Source organism: Streptomyces sp. P1-3, assembly GCF_050613155.1.
Lineage (GTDB): Bacteria > Actinomycetota > Actinomycetes > Streptomycetales > Streptomycetaceae > Streptomyces.
Map to the genome: position 1 here is coordinate 6,748,740 of NZ_CP192512.1, position 23,860 is coordinate 6,772,599.

Annotated in this window: 24 protein-coding genes and 3 pseudogenes; 14 read left to right on the forward strand and 13 right to left on the reverse strand. The window is 71.8% G+C overall.

Annotated elements, in window-relative coordinates; translation table 11 throughout:
- Window positions 1–2: 2 nt before the first annotated feature.
- Complete coding sequence (locus ACQUSR_RS28870) at window positions 3–263, reverse strand: phosphopantetheine-binding protein (RefSeq protein ID WP_431045533.1); 261 nt, start codon at window positions 261–263, stop codon at window positions 3–5.
- Between the two features lie 17 nt (window positions 264–280).
- Window positions 281–1,825 (reverse strand): AMP-binding protein, encoded by a 1,545-nt coding sequence (locus ACQUSR_RS28875; RefSeq protein WP_431045534.1) that lies wholly within the window; start codon window positions 1,823–1,825, stop codon window positions 281–283.
- 621 nt (window positions 1,826–2,446) lie between these two features.
- On the opposite strand from ACQUSR_RS28875, the gene ACQUSR_RS28880 reads away from it, so the two are divergent.
- Window positions 2,447–3,559 (forward strand): LuxR C-terminal-related transcriptional regulator, encoded by a 1,113-nt coding sequence (locus ACQUSR_RS28880; protein WP_431045535.1) that lies wholly within the window; start codon window positions 2,447–2,449, stop codon window positions 3,557–3,559.
- On the opposite strand, the gene ACQUSR_RS28885 is transcribed toward ACQUSR_RS28880, so the two are convergent.
- Window positions 3,449–4,084: a LysE family translocator gene (locus tag ACQUSR_RS28885; protein WP_431045536.1), complete on the reverse strand. Its 636-nt coding sequence runs from the start codon at window positions 4,082–4,084 to the stop codon at window positions 3,449–3,451. The genes ACQUSR_RS28880 and ACQUSR_RS28885 overlap by 111 nt on opposite strands.
- 251 nt (window positions 4,085–4,335) lie before the next feature.
- On the opposite strand from ACQUSR_RS28885, the gene ACQUSR_RS28890 reads away from it, so the two are divergent.
- Complete coding sequence (locus ACQUSR_RS28890; protein ID WP_431045537.1) at window positions 4,336–5,874, forward strand: PLP-dependent aminotransferase family protein; 1,539 nt, start codon at window positions 4,336–4,338, stop codon at window positions 5,872–5,874.
- 116 nt (window positions 5,875–5,990) lie between these two features.
- On the opposite strand, the gene ACQUSR_RS28895 is transcribed toward ACQUSR_RS28890, so the two are convergent.
- Together ACQUSR_RS28895 and ACQUSR_RS28900 are read right to left on the reverse strand one after the other, a co-directional pair.
- Window positions 5,991–6,215, reverse strand: coding sequence for a hypothetical protein (locus ACQUSR_RS28895; RefSeq protein WP_431045538.1), 225 nt, complete (start codon window positions 6,213–6,215; stop codon window positions 5,991–5,993).
- Between the two features lie 379 nt (window positions 6,216–6,594).
- Window positions 6,595–7,461, reverse strand: a complete 867-nt coding sequence (locus tag ACQUSR_RS28900; RefSeq protein WP_431045539.1) for a carbon-nitrogen hydrolase family protein — start codon at window positions 7,459–7,461, stop codon at window positions 6,595–6,597.
- Window positions 7,462–7,709: 248 nt separating this feature from the next.
- Between ACQUSR_RS28900 and ACQUSR_RS28905 the strand changes: the two genes are divergently transcribed.
- From ACQUSR_RS28905 to ACQUSR_RS28915, 3 genes and pseudogenes are all read left to right on the forward strand, one after another.
- Window positions 7,710–8,579: an endonuclease/exonuclease/phosphatase family protein gene (locus ACQUSR_RS28905; RefSeq protein WP_431045540.1), complete on the forward strand. Its 870-nt coding sequence runs from the start codon at window positions 7,710–7,712 to the stop codon at window positions 8,577–8,579.
- 211 nt (window positions 8,580–8,790) lie between these two features.
- Window positions 8,791–9,122: pseudogene (locus ACQUSR_RS28910) on the forward strand (tRNA (adenosine(37)-N6)-threonylcarbamoyltransferase complex transferase subunit TsaD); the annotation flags it as partial.
- A gap of 34 nt (window positions 9,123–9,156) precedes the next feature.
- Entirely contained in the window at window positions 9,157–9,747 is a 591-nt protein-coding gene (locus ACQUSR_RS28915) for a hypothetical protein (protein WP_431047907.1), read from the forward strand.
- A 101-nt stretch (window positions 9,748–9,848) separates the two neighbouring features.
- Here ACQUSR_RS28915 and ACQUSR_RS28920 read toward each other — a convergent pair whose 3' ends face one another.
- Complete coding sequence (locus ACQUSR_RS28920) at window positions 9,849–11,762, reverse strand: FtsX-like permease family protein (RefSeq protein WP_431045541.1); 1,914 nt, start codon at window positions 11,760–11,762, stop codon at window positions 9,849–9,851.
- Between the two features lie 130 nt (window positions 11,763–11,892).
- Here ACQUSR_RS28920 and ACQUSR_RS28925 point away from each other — a divergent pair, with 130 nt between their 5' ends.
- Together ACQUSR_RS28925 and ACQUSR_RS28930 are read left to right on the forward strand one after the other, a co-directional pair.
- Window positions 11,893–13,173 carry a sensor histidine kinase gene (locus tag ACQUSR_RS28925; RefSeq protein ID WP_431045542.1) on the forward strand — a complete coding sequence of 427 codons (1,281 nt, stop codon included), beginning with the start codon at window positions 11,893–11,895 and terminating at the stop codon, window positions 13,171–13,173.
- Window positions 13,140–13,805 carry a response regulator gene (locus ACQUSR_RS28930; RefSeq protein ID WP_431045543.1) on the forward strand — a complete coding sequence of 222 codons (666 nt, stop codon included), beginning with the start codon at window positions 13,140–13,142 and terminating at the stop codon, window positions 13,803–13,805. The genes ACQUSR_RS28925 and ACQUSR_RS28930 overlap by 34 nt, the downstream gene beginning before the upstream one ends.
- Window positions 13,806–13,950: 145 nt before the next feature.
- On the opposite strand, the gene ACQUSR_RS28935 is transcribed toward ACQUSR_RS28930, so the two are convergent.
- Window positions 13,951–14,502, reverse strand: a complete 552-nt coding sequence (locus tag ACQUSR_RS28935; RefSeq protein ID WP_431045544.1) for a PadR family transcriptional regulator — start codon at window positions 14,500–14,502, stop codon at window positions 13,951–13,953.
- 109 nt (window positions 14,503–14,611) lie between these two features.
- Between ACQUSR_RS28935 and ACQUSR_RS28940 the strand changes: the two genes are divergently transcribed.
- On the forward strand, window positions 14,612–16,222 hold the full coding sequence (locus tag ACQUSR_RS28940) for a carboxylesterase/lipase family protein (protein ID WP_431045545.1): 1,611 nt from the start codon (window positions 14,612–14,614) through the stop codon (window positions 16,220–16,222).
- A 65-nt stretch (window positions 16,223–16,287) separates the two neighbouring features.
- Here ACQUSR_RS28940 and cynS read toward each other — a convergent pair whose 3' ends face one another.
- Both cynS and ACQUSR_RS28950 read right to left on the reverse strand, forming a co-directional pair.
- Window positions 16,288–16,758: a cyanase gene (cynS, locus tag ACQUSR_RS28945; RefSeq protein ID WP_431045546.1), complete on the reverse strand. Its 471-nt coding sequence runs from the start codon at window positions 16,756–16,758 to the stop codon at window positions 16,288–16,290.
- 103 nt (window positions 16,759–16,861) lie between these two features.
- Window positions 16,862–17,470 carry a carbonic anhydrase gene (locus ACQUSR_RS28950; RefSeq protein ID WP_431045547.1) on the reverse strand — a complete coding sequence of 203 codons (609 nt, stop codon included), beginning with the start codon at window positions 17,468–17,470 and terminating at the stop codon, window positions 16,862–16,864.
- A gap of 123 nt (window positions 17,471–17,593) precedes the next feature.
- Here ACQUSR_RS28950 and cynR point away from each other — a divergent pair, with 123 nt between their 5' ends.
- Entirely contained in the window at window positions 17,594–18,499 is a 906-nt protein-coding gene (gene cynR / locus ACQUSR_RS28955) for a transcriptional regulator CynR (RefSeq protein ID WP_431045548.1), read from the forward strand.
- Window positions 18,500–18,650: 151 nt separating this feature from the next.
- Here cynR and ACQUSR_RS28960 read toward each other — a convergent pair.
- A pseudogene (locus ACQUSR_RS28960) lies at window positions 18,651–19,012 on the reverse strand (LuxR C-terminal-related transcriptional regulator); the annotation flags it as partial.
- Between the two features lie 13 nt (window positions 19,013–19,025).
- On the opposite strand from ACQUSR_RS28960, the gene ACQUSR_RS28965 reads away from it, so the two are divergent.
- Window positions 19,026–20,030, forward strand: coding sequence for an ABC transporter permease (locus ACQUSR_RS28965; RefSeq protein WP_431045549.1), 1,005 nt, complete (start codon window positions 19,026–19,028; stop codon window positions 20,028–20,030).
- 67 nt (window positions 20,031–20,097) lie between these two features.
- Window positions 20,098–20,313 (forward strand): hypothetical protein, encoded by a 216-nt coding sequence (locus tag ACQUSR_RS28970; protein ID WP_431045550.1) that lies wholly within the window; start codon window positions 20,098–20,100, stop codon window positions 20,311–20,313.
- 4 nt (window positions 20,314–20,317) lie between these two features.
- Here ACQUSR_RS28970 and ACQUSR_RS28975 read toward each other — a convergent pair whose 3' ends face one another.
- The 3 genes and pseudogenes from ACQUSR_RS28975 to ACQUSR_RS28985 form a co-directional block, all read right to left on the reverse strand.
- Complete coding sequence (locus tag ACQUSR_RS28975) at window positions 20,318–20,644, reverse strand: alpha/beta fold hydrolase (protein WP_431045551.1); 327 nt, start codon at window positions 20,642–20,644, stop codon at window positions 20,318–20,320.
- Between the two features lie 113 nt (window positions 20,645–20,757).
- Window positions 20,758–21,045 (reverse strand): annotated as a pseudogene (locus ACQUSR_RS28980) (alpha/beta fold hydrolase); the annotation flags it as partial.
- Window positions 21,046–21,060: 15 nt separating this feature from the next.
- Entirely contained in the window at window positions 21,061–21,201 is a 141-nt protein-coding gene (locus tag ACQUSR_RS28985; protein ID WP_431048015.1) for an alpha/beta fold hydrolase, read from the reverse strand.
- Here ACQUSR_RS28985 and ACQUSR_RS28990 point away from each other — a divergent pair.
- The 3 genes from ACQUSR_RS28990 (at window position 21,154) to ACQUSR_RS29000 (ending at window position 23,492) form a co-directional block, all read left to right on the forward strand.
- Window positions 21,154–21,801: a methyltransferase domain-containing protein gene (locus tag ACQUSR_RS28990; protein ID WP_431047909.1), complete on the forward strand. Its 648-nt coding sequence runs from the start codon at window positions 21,154–21,156 to the stop codon at window positions 21,799–21,801. The genes ACQUSR_RS28985 and ACQUSR_RS28990 overlap by 48 nt on opposite strands.
- A 205-nt stretch (window positions 21,802–22,006) precedes the next feature.
- Window positions 22,007–22,285, forward strand: a complete 279-nt coding sequence (locus tag ACQUSR_RS28995; RefSeq protein WP_431045552.1) for a response regulator transcription factor — start codon at window positions 22,007–22,009, stop codon at window positions 22,283–22,285.
- 589 nt (window positions 22,286–22,874) lie between these two features.
- The gene (locus tag ACQUSR_RS29000) at window positions 22,875–23,492 is read left to right on the forward strand and encodes a hypothetical protein (protein WP_431045553.1); all 618 of its coding nucleotides are present in this window, start codon (window positions 22,875–22,877) and stop codon (window positions 23,490–23,492) included.
- Window positions 23,493–23,860: the final 368 nt, after the last annotated feature.

A 23,860-nucleotide genomic window follows, 5' to 3' on the forward strand; every position in this document is an offset into this window, starting at 1 on the left:
CGCTACCGCGTCCCCGCCGTTGCGTCCGCCGTGTCGCAGAACGCGTCGATCGCGGCGACGGAGCGGAAGTTCTCCGGGGCGATGTCCAGGACGTCCAGGTCCAGTCCGTAAGTGGCTTCCAGCCAGCTCACCAGGGTGAGCAGGCCGAGGCTGTCGATGACGCCGCCGGCCAGCAGGTCGTAGTCGTCGGCCAGGTCGTCGGGTTGGATGTCGAGGGAGAACTGCTCGATCAGGTACTTCTTGATCTGCGCGGTGCGGGCCATGGTCAGTCTCCGGTTCGTCAGCTCGGTCGGCGGATGGGCGGGGCGGGAGGCCGTGGGCCGGCGCCGAGCGCGGCCGCCAGCGCGGCGCGGTCGAGCTTTCCGGTGGAGGTGCGCGGCAGCGGCCCGTCGGCCCACCCGACGGTCTTGGGCAGCGCCGCCCGCGGCAGCCGGCGCCCCAGGTACTCGCGCAGCGTGAGACTGTCGAGGGTGGCCGTGACGGTACGGCGCACGACCGCGTGCAGCACCTTGCCGGCCTCCTCGTCGGGCAGCGCGAGCACCGCGGCCTCCTCGATCTCGTCGTGCGCGCTCAAGGCGGCTTCGAGTTCAGCCGTGTTCACGCGGACGCCGCGCACCTTCACCACGAAGTCCCGGCGGCCCTCCAGCGTCAGCGTGCCGTCGGGGTGTCTGCGCACCAGGTCGCCGGTGCGGTAGAAGAGGCCGGTCGCCGCGGCGTCCGGGTGGGGAACGAACGGGCTCACCGGTGGGGCGGCGCCGGCGTAGCCGGTGGTCTGGAACGGTGTGCGGACGACGAGTTCGCCCCGCCCCGCACCGCGCAGCACGCTGCCGTCGTCGGCCCGGAGCCATGCGCGCGTACCGGCCACCGGACGGCCGAGTGGCAGCGAACCGTACGGCATCGGGGTGTCGGTGTCGATCTCGTGGACGAAGCTGTCGTTGGTCTCGGTGCAGCCGTAGACGTTGTGGAAGCGCGCCCGCGGAAAGAGGGCCGGCAGGGAGGCGAAGGCCCGCTCGGAGATCGCGTCACCGGTGATCAGGACGTGCCGGACGGAGGCCAGATGCGCGGCGTCCGCGTCCGCGGTGGCGCGGGCGAGCAAGGCGTAGAGCAGGGGCACCCCTTGGACGACATGGACGGGCCGCGCGCGGAAGACCGCTGCCAGGTGGGCGGGGTTGGCGGCGCGGTCCTGGTCGACGACGGCCACGCAGCCGCCGCTGCCCAGCGTCGTCCAGATGTCGAACAGGCACAGGTCGAAGTTGAGTGGTGCGTGGTTGAGCACGGTGCTGTCGGCCCCGACCGCGAAGTGGCCGGCCGCCCATGAGGCGAAGCGGTCGAGGGCGCCGAAGGTGACCGGCACGACCTTGGGGACCCCCGTGGAGCCCGACGTGGTGAGCAGCAGTGCGACGTCGTCAGGGGCACCCGGCGCCGGGCCGAGCCCCGCCGTGCCGCCCTCGCCGGGCCGGGCGTCCCCGCCCGGCCCGGTCTCCTCCGGCCCTCCCGAGGTGAGGTCGCCGGGGTCCGGCAGCCGTTCGGCGCCGGCGGAGGCCAGCAGGACCGGCAACGCCTCCTCACCCAGGTCGGCCGAGGCGATGAGCACGGGTCGGCGCAGCAGGAGGCAGGCGAGTACCACGGCCACGGATTCCGGTGACTTCTTGGCGACGAGGGCGACCGGGGAGCGAACGCCGTCCGTACGCAGCTTCTCGGCCGCCCGGCCGGCCATGGCGATGAGCCGTCCGTAGCCGATCTCACGGCCGTGCCAGAGCAGCGCCGGGGCGTCGGGGCGCCGTACCGCGTGCCGGATGATACGCGCCGGCAGATGACTCGACATCGGGCAGTCCTTCCTCGGCACAGAGCCGCACAAAAGGAAACGGCGAAACGCGACGGAGTGAAAAGGGAACGGCGCATCGGCGCCAGGCATGAAGGAATACCAAGTTGTTGATGGCCGAACCTTTATGGAGGTGCAAGGTGGCGAAATCCGGCCCTGCACCGGAATGGCCGAGCAGTCCGTCGCCGACTCAGTGGAGCGGTGTCCTCAGCCCCACTCGAAGTCGCGTTCGTCGTCCGCGCGCCCGCGGCAGGCGGTCCGCTGCCTTCCCCGCGCCACGGCGGTCGACAGTGTCTCCCCGCGTCTTGCCGCCGGCGCCGCCGAATCCGCGACCGTCCCCCGAGTCGTGCGCCCCGCCGTACCGGCGGGTCCGCACGCAGTCCGTAGTGCCATGGTGTCGTGCACTCCCTCCAACTGGCCGCCCGCCGAAGGAGAACCCTCTTTGGAAGGCGCTGATGGAAGTAACTCTGCCGATGGAAAAAACGCCAGTAAAGTGACGAAGGCTGGCAGCCAAGGGACATGACGCCCACCGGCCAGCAAAATGATCCATTCCGTTTTCGTGCCGTGGGGGTCTCGGTGGATATTGAAGAGGACCGGAAAGTACTCGCGGATCTGTACAGAAGCATGCTGAAGGAACCCACGCTGGAAATCCGGGAGTTACGGGAGCGCACCCGACTTGACCAGCAGACCTTCAGTGAAGCGACCCGGCTGCTGCGGGAGGTCGGCCTGCTCGCCGACGCCGGGCCCGGCCGGCTGGCCACCATCTCCACCGAGAAGGCGCTGGCCCGGCTGGCGTGCATGGCAGAGGAGTCGGCCGACATGCTGCTGGCCGACTCGGTGCGCCTGCGCAAGGCGATCCGGCTGTTGTGCACGGAGCTGGCCGACCAGTACCACGACCAGACGAGTCTGGCGCCGGCGGAGCTGATCGTCGGGATGGACAGGATCTCGGAATGCCTGGAGGACTCCGCCGAGATCGCGGTCAACGAGGTGCTGAGCATGCACCCCGGGCCCGTGATCGAGAGCCGGACCCCGGACCGCATCGCCCGGAACCAGCGCGTCCTCAAGCGCGGCGTCGCCATGCGCACCATCCATCTGGCCTCCACCAGCCGGGTCCCCCACGGCCTGCGCTATCTGCGGGAACTCCAGGGCATGGGCGCCACGATCCGGCTGGCGCCCACCATCCCGTTCCGCCTCATCGTGATCGACGACGTCATGGCCTTCACCCCGGCTCCTGGCAACGAGGCGCAGGCCGCCGCGCTGGTCACGCGCGGCCCGATCATCACGCATCTGCTCCGCCGGGTCTTCGAGCACTGCTGGCACTCGGCGACGGCGCTGGACAGCGCGTCGCCCGACGGGCCCGGTGAGCACGCCCCGCCGCTGGACACCCAGCAGTTCACCGTGCTGCAGATGCTCAACGCCGGTCTCAAGGACGAGGCGATCGCCCGCGAACTGGGCGTCTCCATCCGGACCCTGCGCCGGATCACCGCGGACCTGATGGACAAGCTGAACGCCACCAGCCGCTTCCAGGCGGGCGTGCGCGCCCAGGAACTCGGCTGGCTCGCTTCGGACGGCGGCACCCGCCGCTCGGACGGTGGGCGCTGCGGCTCAGGCAGTGGGCACTGCGGTTCAGGCAGCGGGTACCGCCGCGAACAGCCCGAGGCAGATGTAGACGGCCCCGACCACGAGCGGTTGCCGGCGCAGGATCCGGGGGCGGCCGCGGAGCCAGGCGCTCAGTAGGCCGCCTGCCAGGGCGTACGCGACGTCGAGCACCAGGGCGATGGCGAAGAACACCGCGCCCAGCACGAGCATGTGTCCCCGGGCCGCCGCCGTGCCCGCGTCGGCGCTGACGAACTGCGGCAGGAAGGCGAGGAAGAACAGCGCGACCTTCGGATTGAGCACGTTCACCAGGACGCCGGCCCGGAACACCCGCACCAGGGGCGTCGGGGCCGCCGTCCCCGACAGGTCGAGTGCGGACGGGCGCCTGATGGCCCGTACGCCGAGATGGACGAGATAGGCGGCACCGGCGTATTTCAGAATGGCGTAGGCGACGTCGGAGCGCGCGATCAGGGCGGAGAGACCGAACGCGGCGGCCGCGATGTGGACCAGGGTGCCGGCCTCCACCCCGAGCGCCGAGCAGAGCCCGGCGCGGCGGCCCTGGCTGACGCTCCGGGTGAGGACGTAGACGAGGTTCGGTCCGGGGACCAGGATCAGCACGAGGGAGGCGGCGACGAAGGCGAGCAGCCGCGAGGTCTCCGGGATCACGCGCGCTCCGCCACGATGCGGTGCCCGCGGCGGGTCCGCCGCCCCGCCCCGTCTCGCCCCCGGCCACCACCCCCGGACGTCGTCCGGTGGCGGTGGCGGGCCGGGGGCCGGGACGGAGCCCCGGTCTCACAGCGAGGGGGGGCAGGGGACCCGGATTCGCAGCGGAGCGGGGCAGCAGAAGGACTCATGTCCCCTAGCCTGACGGCGCGAGAAGAACTCCACCCGGGCCAACGAAGGGGAAAGTGGACCGGATGACGGATCCCTCGGAGCTGCTGCTCCTGCTCGGCGACTGGATGGCCGGCCCCGGCCCGCTGTACGGCAAGCTCGCGCACGCGCTCCACCGCGCCGTACTGGCCGGGGACCTCGGCTCCGGCGCACGGCTTCCCTCCGAGCGCGGCCTCGCGAAGGCCCTCGGCGTCAGCCGGGCCACCGTCGTCGCGGCCTACGACGAACTGCGTGCGCTCGGGGCGGTGGAGAGCCGGCGGGGGAGCGGCACCCGGATCGCCGCGCGGCCGGTGCCCCGGTCGGCGGGCCGCGACGGCCGGGTGTCCGGCGGGCGCGCGACCGCGCTGCTGCAGCGGCTGGTCGACCGGCGGGACGAGACCATCTCGCTGGCCATGGCGGCGGAGCCGGCGGCGGCCGAAGTCCGGGAAGCGCTCCACGAGGTGCTGTGCACGGACCTGACCGGGCTCATGGCCGACACCGGGTACCACCCGAGCGGTCTCCCCGTCCTGCGGCGCGCCGCCGCGGACCACTTCGCCGCCGCCGGGCTGCCCACGACACCCGAGCAGGTGCTGGTCACCACTGGGGCGACCCAGGCCCTGGGGCTCGTGGCGCAGTTGTACCTGCGCAAGGGTTCGGGCGTCGTGGTGGAGTGCCCGAGCTGGCCCGGCTGCCTGGACGTGTTCCGCGCCGCCGGAGCCCGGCCGCACGCCGTGCCCCTGGACCAGGACGGGATCCGTGTCGACGGACTCGCGGAAGCGCTCACCCGGCACCGTCCCGAGCTGCTGTACGTCACGCCGACCTATCACAACCCGACCGGCGTGCTGATGTCGGAGGGGCGCCGGCGCCGGGTCGCCGAACTCTGCCGCCGCCATGCCGTACCCGTTCTGGAGGACATCGCCTACGACATCGGCGTCGGGCAGGCGGCGGGGGAGCCCGCGCCCATCGCGGCCTTCGCGGAGCCGGGCGCCAAACCGGGAACGGACACGCGTACGGGCACGCACACGGCAGCCGAAGTGCTCACGGTGGGCTCGCTGGCCAAGGCCGTATGGGGAGGGCTGCGCATCGGCTGGGTCCGCGGGCCGGCCGACGTGATCGGGCGGCTCGCCCGGCTGAAGGCCCTGGCCGACCTAGGCAGCCCGGTTCTCGACCAGGCCCTCGCCGCGCGGCTGCTGCCCCGGCTCGACGAACTGAAGGCCCGCCGGGCCGTGACGCTGCGCCGGCGCCTGGACCATCTGGAAGGGCTGCTCGCGGCCCGGCTGCCCGCCTGGCAGTGGAGCAGGCCGGCCGGCGGGTCCGCACTGTGGGTACGGCTGCCCGGCGACACCGACGCCCAGGTGTACGCCCAGGTGGCGCTCCGGCACCGGGTCGAGGTCGTACCGGGAGCCGTAACGGACGCAAGCGGCGCGCACGACAGCCACATCAGGATCCCGTTCAGCCTCCCCGAGGACCGGCTCACCGACCTCGCGAACCGCCTCGCCGCGGCCTGGGCGGAGCTGGTGGGTCAGATCCCCCCTGCTGGGCGTGTCCAGAACGGCGAGTCTCCTGACCGAAGAGACACGACCTAGCTGTGCTGTCCTGAGTCGGAAGTCTGTCGGTAGTTCTTCGCGGAGCCACCCAGGAATCTCCGGCTCAGGACACCGGGTTGTCCCGCGGTTCAGGCCGACAGCGCCATGCGCGGGTTTCACGACTGCACGGCCACAGCCTGCTCGCGGCTGCCCTCGGGCACGAGCGCGAAGGCGGCCCCCAGCACCATGCCGGTCAGCACGCCGATGCCATGGTTGTTCTCCATCAGGCACAGCACCGCACCGGCGGCCGGCACGAGCACGGACAGCATCCGCAGCGGCCGTTGCCGACCGCTCAGCGCGTAAGACGTCGCGAGAGCGCCGACCAGACCACAGATCCCCACCGAGTCACCCTCGCAGTGCACACTCCAGCAGGCTGATCGATACAAAACTGGCTAGCTGTCAGCGGAGCGTGAACGCCTGCGTCGCCGCAGCGGCGCTGTCACCCACATCGTCAGTCCAACAAGGGAAAAGACCAAGGTCCCTCCGATGAGGGTCGGGACGGCCGCCGCGAGAGCAAAGGACAGCAGGAGATCTGCCCACGTCGGCTCCTCACCCATCGTGCTCCCACCCTGTGCCATGAACGTCACGACGCCAGCGGGGATCGACCAGTTCCAGAAGCTCGCGTTGGAAACGCGAGCGATGCCTGGTTCACGCACCGTCGTCCCTCGCCTTGTCCACCGATTCGGCGGGCAACGGAGTGCTGATCCAAAACGAAACCGCCTAGCCGAGCTGGTGCGTGGCCCGGGCGGCGGCCAGGTCGTGCCGGAAGTCGCGCAGCATCGGTTCCGCGTCGCGAGCGGCACGCAGCTGTTCCGGGTTCAGCGTCGCCGTGACCAGCTCCGGCTTGTCCGGGCCCGCTTCGGCGACGATACGGCCGTCCGGCCCCCAGATCGCGCTCGATCCGCAGGTGTTCCAGCCGCCAGTGGTGCCGATGTGGTTGGCCAGGACGGCGTAGACGGTGTTGTCGAAGGCCCGGGCGGGAAACCAGATGCGGGACTCGTGGTAGCCGTTGCCGACGCCGAACAGCGCGCCCACCAGGTACGCGTGGCACCCGTCGAGCGCCGCGGCGCGGGCGTGTTCGGGGAAGCCGGAGTCGTAGCAGATGCCCAGCCCGAGCCGCCAGTCGTCGACGACGAGCGTGCACCCGCGCGTACCCTCGCGGTACACCTCACGCTCCGACTTGAACAGTGTCTGCTTGTCGTAGCGGGCGGCGAGGGCGCCGTCGGGGCCGAACACCAGCGCCGACACGTACAGGTCACCGGCCTCGTGCACGGCGGCCCCCACCACTGCCACCGTGCCGGTGTCGCGGCAGGTTTCCGCCACCACGTCCAGCCGCGCGTCTCCGCCGGCGTCCGCGCGCACCGCGCACCGAGCGGGATCGGCCCGGATGAGCTCCGGCTCGTACCCGGTGAGGAACTTCTCGGGGAAGAGGACGACCTGCGCCCCGTCGTCGGCGGACTTCCGCACCATCCGGGCAGCCGCCGCGGCATTGGCGGGAATGTCCCCGGCGGCGGCCTGGGCCTGTGCGGCGGCGACGCGGAGTGGGCGGGAGGGAAGCGGCAAGGAACGGTCGATGTGTTCGCTCACGGGCACCCACCCTAGCCGGACCGGACTGGGCCTTCTACTGCGAATCATCGCGTGGGCCAAGAGGGCGATTCATCGCCCAAGTGGCCTCCCAAGGGGCGAAGTCATGCGGCAGACAGCGCCAGGGGGGCCGGGGCGGCCAGGGCGGCTGGGGTGAGTCTGGGGAAGCCCGCCTGCTTGTTCATTCTCTGTTAGTGGCCGCTCCATTCCCATCTGGCAAGTTGACGGGCCCCCACCAAGGAGTCCACACGATGAATCGACGCGTCATACTCGCGCTTGGCACCGCGCTCGCCCTGAGTGCGGCCGCCTCCGTCGCCACGATGAGCACCGCCGAGGCGGCCGACGAGACGCTGACCGTGATGAGCCTCAACACCTGGCATGGCGGCTCCCAGGTCACGGACGGTGTCAACACGACTGTCCAGGAGATCAACGCCTCCGGCGCCGAGGTGGTCGCCTTGCAGGAGACCGACAAGGCCGTCACCAAACAGCTCGCCGAGAAGCTGGGATGGGAGCACTACACACAGAGCGGTCTGGACGTCGACATCATCAGCAGTCAGCCCATTGAGAAGGTCGACTCCCTGCCGTCGCTGGCGGTGGCCGCGAAGATCAAGGGAGCCTGGGTGTACTCGATCCACCTGGGCTACACGAAGTACGGGCCGTACAACGCCTGTTTCGACGGTGACAGCTACGAGACGATCTACGCGGACGAGACCGAGCGCAAGGAGCAGGCCGAGGCGGTCGTCAAGTGGGCCGGGTCCTCACCGGCGATCATCGCCGGCGATCTCAACACCCCGTCCCACATGGACTGGACCGAAAAGACCAAGGGAAAGCACTGCGACTCGGTCGTGGAATGGCCCGCGACAAAGGCGTTCGCCGACGGGGGGTATTGGGACTCCTACCGTGAGGTCAACCCGGACGAAGCGGCTTCCCCCGGCGACACCTGGAGTCCGAAGTTCGCCACCAACAGCGACTACGGCAACAGGCCCGAGCCCCAGGACCGCATCGACTTCATCCTGTACAAGGGCGGCTCGCTGGACGCCACCAGCTCGAAGGTCCACGGCGGCGACAAGGAGAACTGGCCGTCCGACCACCGAGCCGTCATCACCCAGTTCACACTCTGACTGAATCCGCCTGAATCCGCCGTCAACGGGGCGGGCCGGTCCACGTGGCGCTCATCGCCAGCAGGACCGGCCCGCGCCGTGTCCGGGGGCACCGCTCGCGCGCCCCCGTGCCCTGGCCTCCGCCGCGTTGAACGGCCCCGCACCCACCCGCCCCGCTCGCCACCGCCCTGCTGGGACGGGAGCTGCTCGCGAGCACGCGGTCGCGTCGAGCATGGACGAACACGCCCGGTTCGGCGGCGTGGTGCCGGAGATCGCGGCCCGTGCGCGCCTGTACTCCGTCGGCCCCGTCGTCCGCGCCGCCCTCGCCGACGCGGGCCTCGCCCTGGAGGACGTCGGGGCCGTGGCGGTGACGACCGGCCCCGGGCTGTCCGGGGCGCTCCAGGCCGGGGTGGCGGCGGCCAGGAGCTACGCGTACGCGCTGGGTGTGCCGCTGTACGGGTGCACCACCTGGCCGGGCATGTCGCCGCCGACACCTTGGAGGACGGCCCGCTGCCCGGCCCCTGCGTGGTGCTGATCGTCTCCGGCGGGCACACCTGCCTGCTGCTGGTGCGGGACCTGGTCCGGGACCCGATCCTGCATCTGGGAGACACCGTGGACGACGCGGCAGGGGGAGTGCTTCGACAAGGCCGCCCGGGTGCTGGGCCTGGCCTACCCCGGCGGTCCGGCGATCGACCGTGCCGTCCGTGGCGGGGACCCGCGCGCCATCGCCTTCCCTCGTCCCATGACCGGCTCTCACGAGGACCGGTACGCCTTCTCCTTCTCCGGGCTGAAGACGGCCGCCACCCGATGGGCCGAGCGCCACCCCGACGGCCACGTGCCCGACGCCGCCGCCTCGCTTCAGGAGGCCATCGCCGACGTACTCACCCGCAAGGTCGTCGCCGCCTGCCGCGAGCACGGTGTCGGGACGCTGGTGGTGGTCGGCGGGGTGGCCGCCAACTCCCGGGTGCGGGCGCTGGCCGAGGAGCGCTGCGACGCGGCCGGGATCCGGCTCCGCGTACCGCCCTTGCGGCTGTGCACGGACAACGGCGCCGTGATCGCCGCCGTCGGTGATCTGCTGGTCCGGGCGTGCGCGCCGTCCGCCCCGTTCGACATCTCCATCGACCCTTCGGCGCCTCTGGAATACGCGGCGCTGCACCCCCGCGCGCACCTGGCCGGAGCGGCCCGGTGAACCCCGTCGTCCGCGTCCGCGACGGCGACGCGATCCCGCCCGCCCCGCCGCCCAGGGCGCACTTGGCCGCGTCCGGCCGATCGCGGGCGAACGGACCCGGCCTAACGGGCTGCCGCCGTCACCGGGCGGCGGCGCAGTGCCCAGGCGGCGGACAGCGCCGCGCACGGTGCCGCGATCAGTACGCACGCCCCTGTCACCAGGCCGAGGGGGCGCCAGGGTGCGGCCAGTGGCGCGCCGACCCCAAGCAGTGCCAAACCGGCGTGCATGGTGCCCAGTTGGATGGCGGCCACCGCGCAGCCCAGCACCGCGCCGACCGCCACCACCAGCACCGCCTCGGTGGTCACCAGCCGTATCACCTGCGCCCGGGTGGCGCCGGCCAGGCGCAGCAGGGCCAGTTCGCGGCGCCGGTCGGCGGTCGCCATCACGAGGGTGTTGGCGAGCGCGATGCCGGTGTAAGTCAGGGCGAGGCCCAGAACCAGGACCGTCCGCAGCCAGGCGATCCGGCTCGCGGCGGGGGCGGTGGCGGCGAGCCACTCCTCCCGGGTGGCGACGGCGGTGCCGAACGGGCGTGCGGCGGCGCGGAGCAGGTCGGGGGTGGTGACGTCGGCCGCGGCGGTGAGTCTGATCTCGATCCGATCGACGAGGGCTCCCGGGCCGTTGCGGGCGGTCACGTACAGCCCGTTGTCGCCCAGGCCGTCGCGCAGGACCGCGGCCACCCGCAGGGTCGCCCGACTGCCGTCCGCGCGCACCACCTGTACCGGGGCGCCGACGGTGGTCTGGCCCCACTCCTCAGGCAGCACGATGCCGTCGTCGTCCAGTGCGGACACCGATCCTTTGAGCACCGGAAGTCGGGCGGTGGCCGCCAGGGCGGCCGGATCGGCGGTCCTGGCCTCGGACCTGACCGCCGTGCCGTCCGGTTCGACCAGCGAGAGCGCGGTGGGGGCGGTGGGGGAGACGGTGACGCCCGGGACGGCGCGCAGAGCGGCGACGAGGGCATCGGGGGAGGAGACGAGGGCATCAGGGGAGGAGGCGTGCGGTACGGCGACGAAGTCAGCGGCGGTTCGCGAGCGGGCCTCGGCCGTGCGGGCGGCGCTCACCGTCTCCAGGGCTCCGGCCAGCGAGCCCGTCAGCGCAACCGACACCAGAACGGGCGCGGCGACGGCGCCCGTCCGACGCAGCGCCGCCGAGGCGTTCTCGCGCACCAGCCGCCCGGCGTACGAGGTCCAGCGGACCGGCAACCAGGTCAACGCGCGCAGCAGCGGGCGCGCCAGGACGGGCGCGAGCAGGCCGCACGCGGAGATCAGCACCATCGGCTGCACGGTGTACGTCTTGCGATGCAGGAGATCGGCGGGGTCGGTGACCAGGGCGGTGACGATCAGGGCGGCGGCGGTGAGGAGCAGCCCCAGGCCCCAGAACCAACGGCCCCCGGTCATCACCCCGGCGTCGAGGTCCGCGGCGTGCAGCGCGTCCAGTGGTCCGAGCCGGCCCGCGCGGCGGGCGGCCACCGCCACCCCGGCCAGGGCCACCAGCAGGCCCGTCCAGAAGGCGGCGTGCAGGGGCCAGTTCTGGTGCCCGAGCGTGAGGTCGGGCGGCGCCATGCCGACGTCCGCGAGCCAGCGCACCATCCGGGGCGCCGCGAGCCGGCCGAGCGCGCAGCCGGTCGCGGAGGCCACGATGCCGAGGACGAGGGCTTCGGCGAGCACAGTGCGGCGCACCTGGGCGCGGGTGGCGCCGGCGAGGCGCAGCAGGCCGAGTTCGCGCCGACGCTGTGCCACCACGTACGAGAAGGTGGACGCGACGACGAACGCCGACACGAACGCGCTCACCCCGCCCGCCGTGCCGAGCGCCGCCACCAGCGACACCACCTCCTCGCTGCCGGGCATCGCCATCGCGGTGGCCAGTCCGAGCAGCATGACCGTCATCATCGCGACGCCGAGCGCGAGGGCGGTGAACGCTCCGATGAGCGAGACCCAGCGGGTCCGGAGGGACTTCAGTGCAATCGGCAACATCCTCATGCCGCAAGCCAACCGGCCGGGGACGCGGGGATCAGTGGAGCAGGGGCCACTGTGAAAGGTAGAGCCTGCCCTACCGCGCGACGGGCGGGCCGGTGCCTAGGGTAGGTGGTGGGTCGGGAGAGGGGGGTGGATGGGCGACGTCTGGGGGGAGTTGAGACGCCCGGGGTTCCTGCGGTCGGCGACACCGTGGCGGGCCGCCGGGTACCTGCTGGTGAGCGGGGCGGCTGGGGTGCTGCTCTGCGCGGGATTGCTGGTGGCGGCGGTTGCCGCAGGGGTGCTGGCGGTGGTGCTGGTGGGGTTGCCGCTGTTGGCCGGGCTGGCCCTGGTGGGGGTGCCGTTCGCGGCGTGGGAGCGGCGGCTGGTGCGGCTGCTCGACGGCACGCGGGTGGCGGATCCGCATCAGCTGCCGTCCCGCCCCGGGCTGTCGGCCTGGCTGAGGCTGCGATATCGCGAGCAGGCGACCTGGAGGGAGTTGGGCTTCACCGTGCTGGCGGCGTTCGTGCTGTGGCCGGTGGACCTGGTCGTGGTGGGCTGCGCTCTGGTGGTGCCGGCGTACCTGCTGGCGGCGCTGCCTCTGCTGCTGGCCGACGGCGAGCAGGTGAACGTCCTGAAACTGTGGGAGGTCCATTCGCCGGCCGTGGCGGGCGCGTTCGGAATCGTCGGACTGGTGGCGCTGACGCTGTTCGCGTATCCGCTGACAGCGGTGGCGGCGGGCCGGGCGGCACTGGTCCGGCTGGTGCTGTCGCCGGGTGGGCAGGAGCTGCGGATCGGTGAACTGGTCAGCTCCCGGGCGAGGCTGGTGGACGCCTTCGAGGCGGAGCGGCGCCGGATCGAGCGCGATCTGCACGACGGCGCCCAACAGCGGCTGGTGGCCCTTTCGATGACGCTGGGGCTGGCCCGGCTGGACGCCCCGCCGGACAGTGCGCTGGCCGCCCAGCTGGCCGTCGCGCACCGGGAGGCGGGCGAAGCCCTGTCCGAGCTGAGAGAGCTGATCAACGGCATCCACCCCCAGGTGCTCACCGACCGCGGCCTGCCGGATGCCTGCGCGGACGCCGCCGACCGCTCGCCCATACGCGTCGAGGTCCGCTTCGACCTGCCCGGACGGCTGCCGTCGGCGGTCGAGTCGGCCGGCTACTTCGCGGTGTCCGAGGCGCTGGCCAATGTCGCCAAGCACAGCGGCGCCGGAACCGCCCGGATCGACGGGCACTACGCTGACGGGCTGTTGACGATCGACGTGTCGGACGACGGGGGTGGCGGCGCCGACCCGGCAGGCGGTACCGGCCTCACCGGGCTGGCCGACCGGGTCTCGGTGGTGGACGGCACGCTGACGGTGAGCAGCCCGCCCGGCGGCCCGACCCTGCTGCGCGTGGAGATCCCTTGCACCCCACTGAGCCCGACCCGCTCCGGATAGTCCTGGCCGAGGACGGTGTGCTGCTGCGCGAAGGGCTGATCGGCCTGCTCGCCCGCTTCGGTCACCGGGTGGTGGCCGCGGTGGGCGATGCCGACGCCCTGTACGCGGCCGTCGCCGAGCACGGGCCGGACATCGTGATCACTGATGTGCGGATGCCGCCGGGCCAGACGGACGAGGGGCTGCGCGCCGCCGTCGCCCTGCGCGAGCAGCGGTCGGGGATGCCGGTGCTGGTCCTCAGCCAGTACGTCCAACGCTCCTACGCGGCAGATCTGTTGGACTCCGGGGACGGCTCGGGGGTCGGCTATCTGCTGAAGGACCGGATCGGCCAGGTCGAGGAGTTCCTGGCGGCGGTCGGCACGGTCGCGGCCGGCGGCACGGTGGTCGACCCGGAGGTGGTGCGCCAGCTGCTGCGCCGCCGCCGGGACCCGCTGGAGCGGCTGACTCCACGCGAGCGCGAGGTGCTGGCGCTCATGGCCGAGGGCCGGTCCAACGCGGCGATCTGCCGCGAGCTCGTGGTGTCGGATGCCGCAGTGAGCAAGCACATCGGCAACATCCTCATGAAGCTGGACCTGCCCCCGACCGAGGAGACCCACCGCCGGGTGCTGGCGGTGCTGGAGTTCCTGCGGGCCTGATCCCTCCCCGGACGACCCGGGAGTACGTTCGCGGTCTGCTGAAGACACGGAACCGGCCCCGGTCGGCGTACGGGACGCCGAGCAGGGCAGGGCACGGCCCGCGCCAGGGCGCACCCGCTTCACGGGGCGGAGCCTTTGGCCGCGATCATCTGGTGAGTTCCGCCAGGACCTCCTCCAGCCAGGCCAGATGCGTGTCCAGGGCGCGGCCTTTGTAGTCGTGGACGTGATCGAGGATCAGCGCCATCCTCGCGCGATCCACCCCTGGCAGCCACGGCTCCTCGCGGATCTCCCGGGCGCGGAAGCGCTCCGCCTGCGCGCGCCGGGCCTCCAGCTCGGTGCGGACCAGGCGGACCTGCTCGTCCCGGCTCAGGAAGATCGCGAAGGTATAGCGGATCAGGAACTCCGGGTCGCCGAAGTCGGGCGAGGGCGTGTACGGCTCGGCGAGGCGGGCACGCAGCACCTGCTCGCCGGTTTCCGTGACGCTGTACACCTTCGCGTCCGGGCGCCCCTCCTTGCGCTCGACGGTGTACTCGACCCAGCCGTCGGCGCACATGCGGCTCAGTGTTCGGTAGATCTGGCTCCGCTGGGTGCGCAGCCGGATCATCCGGCCCATCTCGCTGTCCAGCCAGCGCTTGAGGTCGTAGCCCGTACAGGGACGCATCGCCACGAATCCGAGCAGAACATGCTCGAACTTCACTTCCGTCTCGCCACCTCTCTGATATGCCACTAGTCACCTATGACACTCGGCACCTATGCTCTCGGCCCCGGAGCCGTATCCGGGCATGCCCCTGTCGTCAGGAGACCCTATGCCTGGGCCCGCGAGACTCCTGCGCCGAGCGCGCGGGGTCGTGCTGCCCCTCGCCGTCGCCGCCACGGCCCTCATCCCCTCGTCGGCTCAGGCCGACCAGTCCGCCAGCGGGTCCGTCCTCGTCCGTACCGAGAACGGGTGGGTGCGTGGCGAGGCCACCGCCGAAGGGCGGCAGTTCCTCGGCGTCCCCTACGCCCAGCCGCCTGCGGGCGCTCTGCGATGGTCGGCGCCGAGGCCCGCCGCCGACTGGCGCGGGGTGAAGGACGCCACCCAGTACGGCAACTACTGCGCGCAGAACACCTACTGGGCGCCCGGCTACGAGAAGCGGCACACCGCCGAGGACTGCCTCGACGTCAACGTCTACACCCCGCCCGCCGACCGTCACCGAGGCAAGCTCCCCGTCATGGTGTGGATCCACGGCGGCGGGAACATCGGCGGCGCGGGCCGCGACATCGTGCCCGACGCCTTCGCCCGCCGCACGGGCACCGTCGTCGTCACCGTCAACTACCGCCTGGGCGCCCTGGGCTTCCTCACCCTCCCCGGCGCCACCGGCAACTTCGCCCTGCTCGACCAGCAGCAGGCGCTGCGCTGGGTGCAGGCCAACATCGGCCGCTTCGGCGGCGACCGCACCCGGGTCACGCTCGCCGGCGAGTCGGCGGGCGGCAGCGCGGTCTGCTCCCAGCTCGCGTCCCCGGGCAGCCGCGGCCTGTACCGGGCGGCCATCATCCAAAGCGGTGCCTTCGCGGACTGCGCGGGCACCCCCCGTAAGAAGGCCGCCGCCGACGGGCTCGCCTTCGCCGCCAAGCTTGGCTGCACCGAGCCCGGCACAGCGGCCGACTGCCTGCGCGCCAAGCCCGCCAAGGAGATCCTCGACGCCCAGAACGGCACCGGCCCCGACCTCTGGCGGTACACCGTCGGCGGCCGCGAACTGCCGCTCCAGCCCGCCGACGCCTTCACCTCCGGCCGCGCCGCCCGCGTCCCCGTCATGAACGGCGCCAACAGCAAGGAGGGCCTGGTCTTCGCCTACGACAGCTTCGACCGCTGGGGCACCCCGCTGACCGCCCACGCCTACCCCAAGGCCCTCACCTCCGCCTTCGGCGAGGAGGCCGGCACCCGAGCACTGGAGCGCTACCCGCTCAGCGCCTACGACCGGCCCGGCTACGCCTATGCCGCCGCCTTCGGCGACCACCTCTTCGCCTGCCCGGCACTGCGGATCAACCCGCGCCTCGCCGAACGCGGCCGGGTCTACGCGTACGAGTTCGCGGACCGCACCTCGCCGCTGTTCGCCTCCCTCCCGCAGCACGCCGACTTCGACTTCGGCGCCACCCACGCAGCCGAGCTGAACTACCTGTTCAAGCCGTACGGCCGCAGCGCGGAACTCAACGCCGAGCAGCGCGCCCTGGCCGCACAGATGACCGCGTACTGGGGCTCCTTCATCCACGGCTCACCGCCGCACGCCACGGGGCAGCCGGCCATGCCGGAGCAAGGCTCCCGACCTGGCCGAGTGCTCCAGCTGCGCACCGCTTCCGAGGGCGGCAACGCCGCCACCACCGGACTGCGGGCGGCACACCGATGCGACCTGTGGGACGCCGCAGCACCGACACCTTGAGCGAAAAGGCCCAGGTCGTTGACCTGGGCCTGTAGTCCGCATTGCCTTGGGGCTTGGAAGGGCTCTTAGAAGGGCTTGGTGGGCAGGTACTTGCCGTCGAAGGTGATGACGGCGCGCTCGCCGCCCTCGGGGTCGGCGACCTTCTTCACATCGAGCTTGAAATTGATCGCGGAGATGATGCCGTCGCCGAACTGCTCGTGGACCAAGGCCTTGAGGGTGGTGCCGTAGACCTGGAGCATCTCGTAGAAGCGGTAGATGGTCGGGTCGGTGGGGATGCCTCCCTCGATGGATCCGCGGGTGGGGATGGTCTGCAGCGCAAGCGCCGCGTCCGCGTCCAGGTCCAGCAGCTCGGCGACGGCCTTCGCGGACGCCTCGGGCAGGGGGTGCTGGCCGAGGACGGCGGCGGTGGTGAAGGCGACGGACAGGCCGGAGGCGTCGGCGATCTGCTGCCAGGACAGGTCCTTGCGCGTCTTGGCCTCGACCGCGGCGTTCGCGAGCTGCTGACGGGCGCTGTTGTCGAACTGGGCGTGCACCATGGGAAGGGATTCCTTTCGGATGGGAGCCGCCCGCCGGAAGGGGGCGGCAGGTTCGTGGGGGAGGCCAGGGGCGAGGGCGCCCCGGGCGGGATCAGGGGACGTGTCAGGCAGGGAGGGCCGGGCCCGTGGTGTCGCCGATGTCTTCGACGGCGCCGGTGGGGATGTCGAAGACCCAGCCGTGCAGCCGCACACTGCCCTCGGCGCGTGTGCGGGCCACGGAAGGGTGGGTGGCCAGGTTCGCGAGCTGCGCGGCGACGTTCGCGCGGACCAGGGCGGCGACCTTGGCGCCGCCCGCGGCGCCGTCGGTGCCGGCGGTACGGGCCCGGGCGGCGTCGGCGTGATGCAGCCAGCCGGCGACGGCCGGTGCGCCGGTCAGGTCGTGGCCTTCGGCGAGTGCGGTCATCGCGCCGCAGGCGGAGTGCCCGCAGACGATGACGTCTTGCACGCCCAGGACGGCCACCGCGTATTCGATGCTGGCGGCGACGCCGTCGGCGCCGGGGGCGTAGGCGGGGACCAGGTTGCCGGCGGTACGGATGACGAACAGCTCGCCGGGGTCGGTCTGCGTGATCAGCTCGGGGACGACGCGGGCGTCGGAGCAGCTGATGAACAGCGTGGTGGGCTGGTGGACGGTGGCCAACTGGGCGAAGAGTCCGGCCTTGGCGGGGAAGACCTCCCGCTGGAAGCGGTCGATTCCCTGGGCGAGATGCGGCATGGCCCGCACTCCCTTCGATCGGGTTGTCGGTGGGGCCGACGCCATTCACTGTGCATGACCAGCATCTATAGCGTCCAAGACGCAATATCGATGTCTGCTATCGATGATGTCTATAGTTGGCTCATGAGGCCGGAACTGCGTCACCTGCGTTACCTGCTCGCCGTGGCCGAGCACGCCAACTTCACCCGCGCCGCCGAAGAGCTGCGAATCTCCCAGCCCACCCTCTCCCAGCAGATCCGGCAGTTGGAGAAATCCCTCGGCGTCCAGCTGCTCGACCGCGCCGGCCGCACCGTGCGGCTGACCGACGCCGGGCAGACGTACGTCGGCTACGCCCAGCGCGCCCTGCACGAGCTCGCGGCCGGCGAGCGGGCGGTGGCGGACGTGCAGGACCTCTCCCGCGGACGTCTCCGGCTGGCGGTCACCCCGACCTTCACCGCCTACCTCACCGGGCCGCTCGTCGCCGGCTTCCACGCCCGCCACCCTGGCGTCACCGTCGACGTACGGGAGATGACGCAGGACCGCATCGAGGCCGACCTCCTGGACGACCGCCTCGATCTCGGCATCGCCTTCAGCGCCGCCCACCTGCCGGGCATCGACGCCACAGCGCTGTTCACCGAGACCCTCAGCCTCGTCGTCGGCCCCCACCACCCCGACACCGGCCGTGCCACCCCCATGCCGGTGAGCGAACTGCCCGAGCATCACCTGGCCCTGCTGAGCGAGGACTTCGCCACCCGCCGGCACATCGACCAGCACTTCGCCGCACACCGCGTTCAACCGCGCATCGCGGTGGAGGCCAACTCCGTCACCGCGCTCACCGAGATCGTGCGGCGCACCCCGCTCGCCACCGTCCTGCCCGATGCGGTCACCCGCGACCACCCCCACCTGACCCCCATCCCCCTCACCCCTGCGCTCCCCTCGCGCACCGTCACCTTGCTGCGCCGCGAAGGCGGCTACCGAAGCGCCGCCGCGCGCGCCTTCACCGATCAGGCCACCCAGTGGATCCACACCCACGGCTACCCCCTCGTCTGAAGCCGGCCAAGGACGGTGCCGTCGTATGTGTGGGGCCACGCCGTACGACGACCGAAGCGGTGGCTTGTGCGGCCGGAGCCGCCTCCTCCGCGGGCCACTTCGCCGCTCGCGCCGTCCCGGGCGACGCGGTGTACCGGAGCCGGTCAGGTCCCAGATACGTCAGTACCGCCCTGACCCGGCGGTGGTCGTCCGGGGCGGGGGCAGATCCAGCTTCTGCAGAATGCCGGCGATGTGTTTGGCCACCGCCGCCTCCGCCACCACCAGGGCGCGGGCCACCGCCGCGTTGGAGCGCCCCTCGGCCATCAGCGCCAGCACCTCACGCTCCCGGGGCGGCAACCGGCTCAGCGGATCACGGCGCCGGGCAAGCAACTGCCGTACCACCTCGGGGTCCACCACCATGCCGCCGTCCGCCACCCGGGCCACCGACGCCATGAACTCCGCGACGTCCCCGACCCGGTCCTTCAGCAGATAGCCGGTACCCGCGCCGCCCCGCCCCTCCAGCAGCTCCTCCGCGAAGGTCTGCTCGATGTACTGCACCGCCCCCGTCCTCGCCACCATCGGCTTCGTGGTCCTGATCACCGGCAACACCCAGACCTCGGCGCACAGTTACACCGCCAGGGACGCCGCCGCGGTGCGTGCCGAGGCCGCTGTAGTCGCCGACGGCACACCGGGCCTGTCGGACGCGGCGGTCGACGCCGCCGATGGCAGCCCGATCCTGCCGACCACCGTCTACGCCGGCCCCACCAGGACCGCGATCGAGGGCGCCGGAGTCGAACCGCGGTCCTTCACCGCCGTCCACGACCGGCTGACCGTGGTCTCCGGATCCCTGGCCGCCCTGCGCGCCCCGGATACCATGGCCGTGTCCCGCTCCGCCCTGACCTCCCTGGACGGCCGGCTGGGCGGCACCGCCGAGGTCACCTTCGAGGACGGGCGCACCGCCCGGCTGCGCATCGTGGCCGTACTCGCCGACACCTCCGCCCCCTACGGTGTGCTGCTCACCCGCGCCGCGCGTGCCCACGACCCGTCCGCGCTCACTGACGTCGTGTACCGCACCGGCTCCGTGCGCGCGGACCTCCCGGAAGACCTCGGCGCCCGGGAGATCACCGTCGCCCACGCGGGCCGCGCCGACGCCGAGGAGGACCACCTGGTGTGGGTCTTCACCCTGCTGCTGGTCGGCATGTCCGCCGGATGCACCGGCATCGCCGTCGGCAACACGCTGCTGATGGCCACCGCCGACCGGGTGCCCGACTTCCGCGTGCTGCGGTTGTCCGGCGCGACCGACCGGCAGGTGCTGTGGACCGTCGCAGGGGAGACCACGATCGTGGTGGCCCTGGGCACCGTACTGGGGGGACTCGTCGCCCTGCCCTCACTCCTGGGTATCCGGGCCGGCCTCAGCGCGAGCCTCGGTGTCCCGGTCGACCTCGTCATCCCCTGGACGCCCGTCCTCGCCGCCGTCGCCGGCACGTACACGCTCGCCCTGGCCGCGAGCCTGCTGCCCGCGCGGGCGGCCCTGCGCAGACGCCTGGGCTGAATCCCGAACCTGCCGGGGGAAATCCCCGTCGCTCGGCTGGTCAGGGTCGGGTGAGCACAACCGCGACGTGCGGCTGAGCCCCGGGTGGTGCCTGATGCAGTCCCGGCTGGTCACGATGGGCATGGCCGCCACGCCCGAGGGCACCTGGACGCGGCTGCCCGTCTGCGGCGCGGCGCGGCCCGCCGCCCTTGGCCCCGTGCAGCGCGTGTATCGCCGCCTGCTCGGACCGCGTCGCACACGTGCCTTCTTCCGCGAGGTGGAGCACCGCGCCGCACTGCGCTGACCTCTCACCCGGTCCTGGCGATGAGCTTCCGCAGACCCTCGGCCACCAACTCCGGCCGCTGCCGCTCCTCGTACAGATGGTGCCTGGCGCCCGGCACCACCCGTACGGTCAGGCCGTCCGCGTTGGGATCGCCGCCCCGCAGCAGGACCGGCGGGATCACCGGGTCGTGCTCGCCGCCCAGGACGAGCGTCGGGACGGCCAGTCCGCGGCGGCGGGTGCCCCGGAAGCCCGCCGGGATGTCCCGTACGACGTACTGCCAGAACATCGCCTGCCCGGCGTGGGCCGAGGCCTGTGCCGCCTCGGTGAACTCCGCGAGATCCGCCTCCCGCACGTCGTCGGGTCGGCGACCGCACGCCGCAGCAGAAACCGGGTGAAGGCGGGCCAGCGCCGCAGAAACAGCCGTCCGAGCACCGGGTACTCGATGAAGGCGGTGAACCACATCCGTCACAGATTCGGCAGGACGTCGCGGTGGCGCGTCCACGGGTGCGTCATGTTCAGCGCCAGGAAGGCGCGGAACCGTTCCGGGGCCCGCTGGCAGAGCCGGAAGCCCGCTCCGGCGCCCCAGTTGTGAGCGACCAGGGTCACGCGGTCCAGGCCGAGCTCGTCAAGAAGCGCGAGAACGTCGCGCCCGAGTCCATCCGTGTCATGGCCGCGCTCGGTCTGCTCCGACCAGCCGAAGCCGCGCAGATCGACGCAGATCAGCCGGTAGCTGTCGGCTAGCATCGGGACGAGAGCGCGCCACGCGTACTAGTGCTGCGGGAAGCCGTGCAGCAGCACGACGGGTTCACCGCTGCCGGCCTCGGCGATGTGCAGCCGGGCCCCGCGGACCGTCACCCACCGGTGCTCGGCCCCGTCCAGTGGGGGCATCGGACGGTCACTGCTGATCATGAGGGAATCCCTTCGCCGAGGGAGGGGGGACCCGCGGGAGACATCGCCGTCGACCTCGGGTGCTGGCCCGGCCCTCAGTCACTGGCCCTCGCCCGCCTCGGCTTCGGCCCCATCTCCGCCGTCGACACCAGCGAGACACTCCTCACCGAACTCGCCCGGCACGGGGACCAGAACCCGGCAATCCGCCCCATCCGTGCGGACATCCGCGACGCTCTTCCCCAGGTCGCCGACCCGGGGACGGTGGGCGCGGTCGTATGCATGGGCGACACGCTCCCTCATCTCCAGGAGAAATCCGATGTCGTCGCGTACCGCGACCTCACTCGCCCGCTGATCGGCACCGACCGGTTCCTGCCGGTCCGCACTGCCCATGACCGGCTACTCACCTGCTTCCTCGAATACCTCGACGACGACACCGTGATGGTCCACGACCTCCTCCACACCCGATCCGACGGGACCTGGACCCTGCAGGCCAGCAGCTACCCCAAGCTGAGGATCGGCTCCGGGTGGCTGGTCAGCCGATGCCGTGGCGCGGGGGTGGACATACAGCACGACGCCAACGGCCCGCGGGGCATGCGCTTCCTGCACGCCCGCAAACCATGAAGCTCGGCGCCACCCGCGGTTCAGCCGTGACGTGACATCCGCGCGGCCTTCCTCCGCCTCGCCTGCTGCCTCATGACACCGCCTCAGACAGGTCAGCTCATTGTGTTCAGGCGTTGCTAGAAGACACCGGGGCGCTGGTCGAGGAGTCGCGCGGCGGCATCCCCGTCGAGTTCTCCGGGGAGGGGGCCGATCTCGATGGGCCCATGTGACCGTCGCCGTCACGCGCACCGACGAGCGGGTGCTCGTCCAGGTGCGCAACGGCGTGCCGCCCGTGCTGCCCGCTGCTGTGACGGGGCTGACGGGCCGGGAGCGGGAGGCGCTGGTCATGCTGAGGGAGGGGCGGTCGAACCCGGAGGTCGGCCGGCGGCTCGGCATCGGTGTGGGGGCGGTCAAGAGCCACGTCGGATCGATCCCGGAGAAGACGGGGTGCGGCAGTCGGGTGCTGGCGGCGGTGCTGGCGCACCAGGCCGGGCTCATGGGCTGAAGTCACCGGTTGGTGCCGCTTGCTCTGTCTTCGGGTAGACCTGTCGGCTCTGTCTGTTGGTAGAGGGGCGGTGGTCCCTGAGGGCGACGCGGCCGCCGCGGGTCTGCCGATCGGCAGAAGGCGCATCACCAACCTGAGGGTGACGTGTGCGGGGGTTTGCCGCGGCCACGATGGTCGGGAGTTTCGCACCCCGTTCCAGGAGCGCCTATGCCGCAGCCTGCCACCGCTATCGCCCGCCTCAGTGCCTCCTCCGCTGCCGCCTACGCGACGGGGTTGACCAAGGGCTACGACGAGGGCGAGATCCGCGCGGTCGCCTGACCACGTCCTCGATGCGCGAGATACGAGACGGTCCTGCCGCGGGGGAGGCCCGGCGCGTTCCTGGTACTGCCCTGAACAACCCCCGAAAGCCCACTGAAGAGCGGCGTGGCCGACAAGCGGTCGACGCCCGAGAAGTTCCCGACAAGTTACGGAGATTCGCGTGTCCACACAGTGCACCACCCCAGCTCGTCGAGACCAACGGAGCGGAGCCAAGCGACGGTCCAAGCGCACCGCACAGCGTGCGAGTGCGATCCTGGTCCCCCTCGCGGCGTTGACGCTCCTCGCACCGGCCGCGCACGCGGACGAGGTCCATGGCCAGGACGCCAGTGAAGACCCGAAGCTGGCCGGCGAACTGATCGACTACTGCCAGAAGAACGCAAGCGACTGCACGTTCACGCCCTCTGGGGAGCCTCAGACGTTCGATGCGGCGCCTGAGGTTGTCTCGGAGAAGAAGTACAACTGCTCCCAGACGGAGAACCTCAGCGCCAAGTACGCCGTCTCCCGGAAATACGGCGGAAGTTACACCGTGACGACGGGCGTCACGCTGGGGGCCGAGGCAGGAGGAAGCCCGTTCGACGTCGCGGTCAAAGGCTCGATCCAGGCCAAGTACGAGGAAGCCCGGTCCTGGAACTGGGAGACCACCACCACGGAAGAACTCAGCGCCACGATCAAGCCCCGCATGGCCGGTTTCGTCAAGGCCGTCAAGCACATGAAATCAGTCGAAGGCTCACTGTTCGTCAAGCGGTACAACGACAGCGGCGTCGGATACACCTACTACCTCCTCGACCGCATCTTCGCCGCCATGCAGGAGCGCGCACCTTCCCTGGTGGCGGATGAAGCGGCAATGACGTCTGGAGAGACCCAGAGCTACTGCTCCACTGCTCGTTAGCCGTACTGCGGCGAGGGCCCGTCAGCAAGCCGACGGGCCCTTTGCCCGCCCGGTGAGCAACCCGACTCGCCGGTGCCGGAGCCCGGCGCGGGTGGGACTGATGGCCAGTGTGTCGCCCTGTGCTCCACCACCCACCGGCCCCACCACCGTGTACGCCGTCGAATCGCGAGGGGGATCCAGGGGACAGAGGCGTCTGCTCGACCGGCGCGCTGGTCTACAAGGTCGACTCCTCCGTGAAGACCGGCGAAGGACTGATCCGGGTCATGGACGCCAAACCGAGCACCACCCGGCGTCCGGCTGCCGCCCGCCGGACGATGCTCCGTACTGGGTCGGCGAGACCGTGCGCATATCCGAGTCGTAGTGCCACT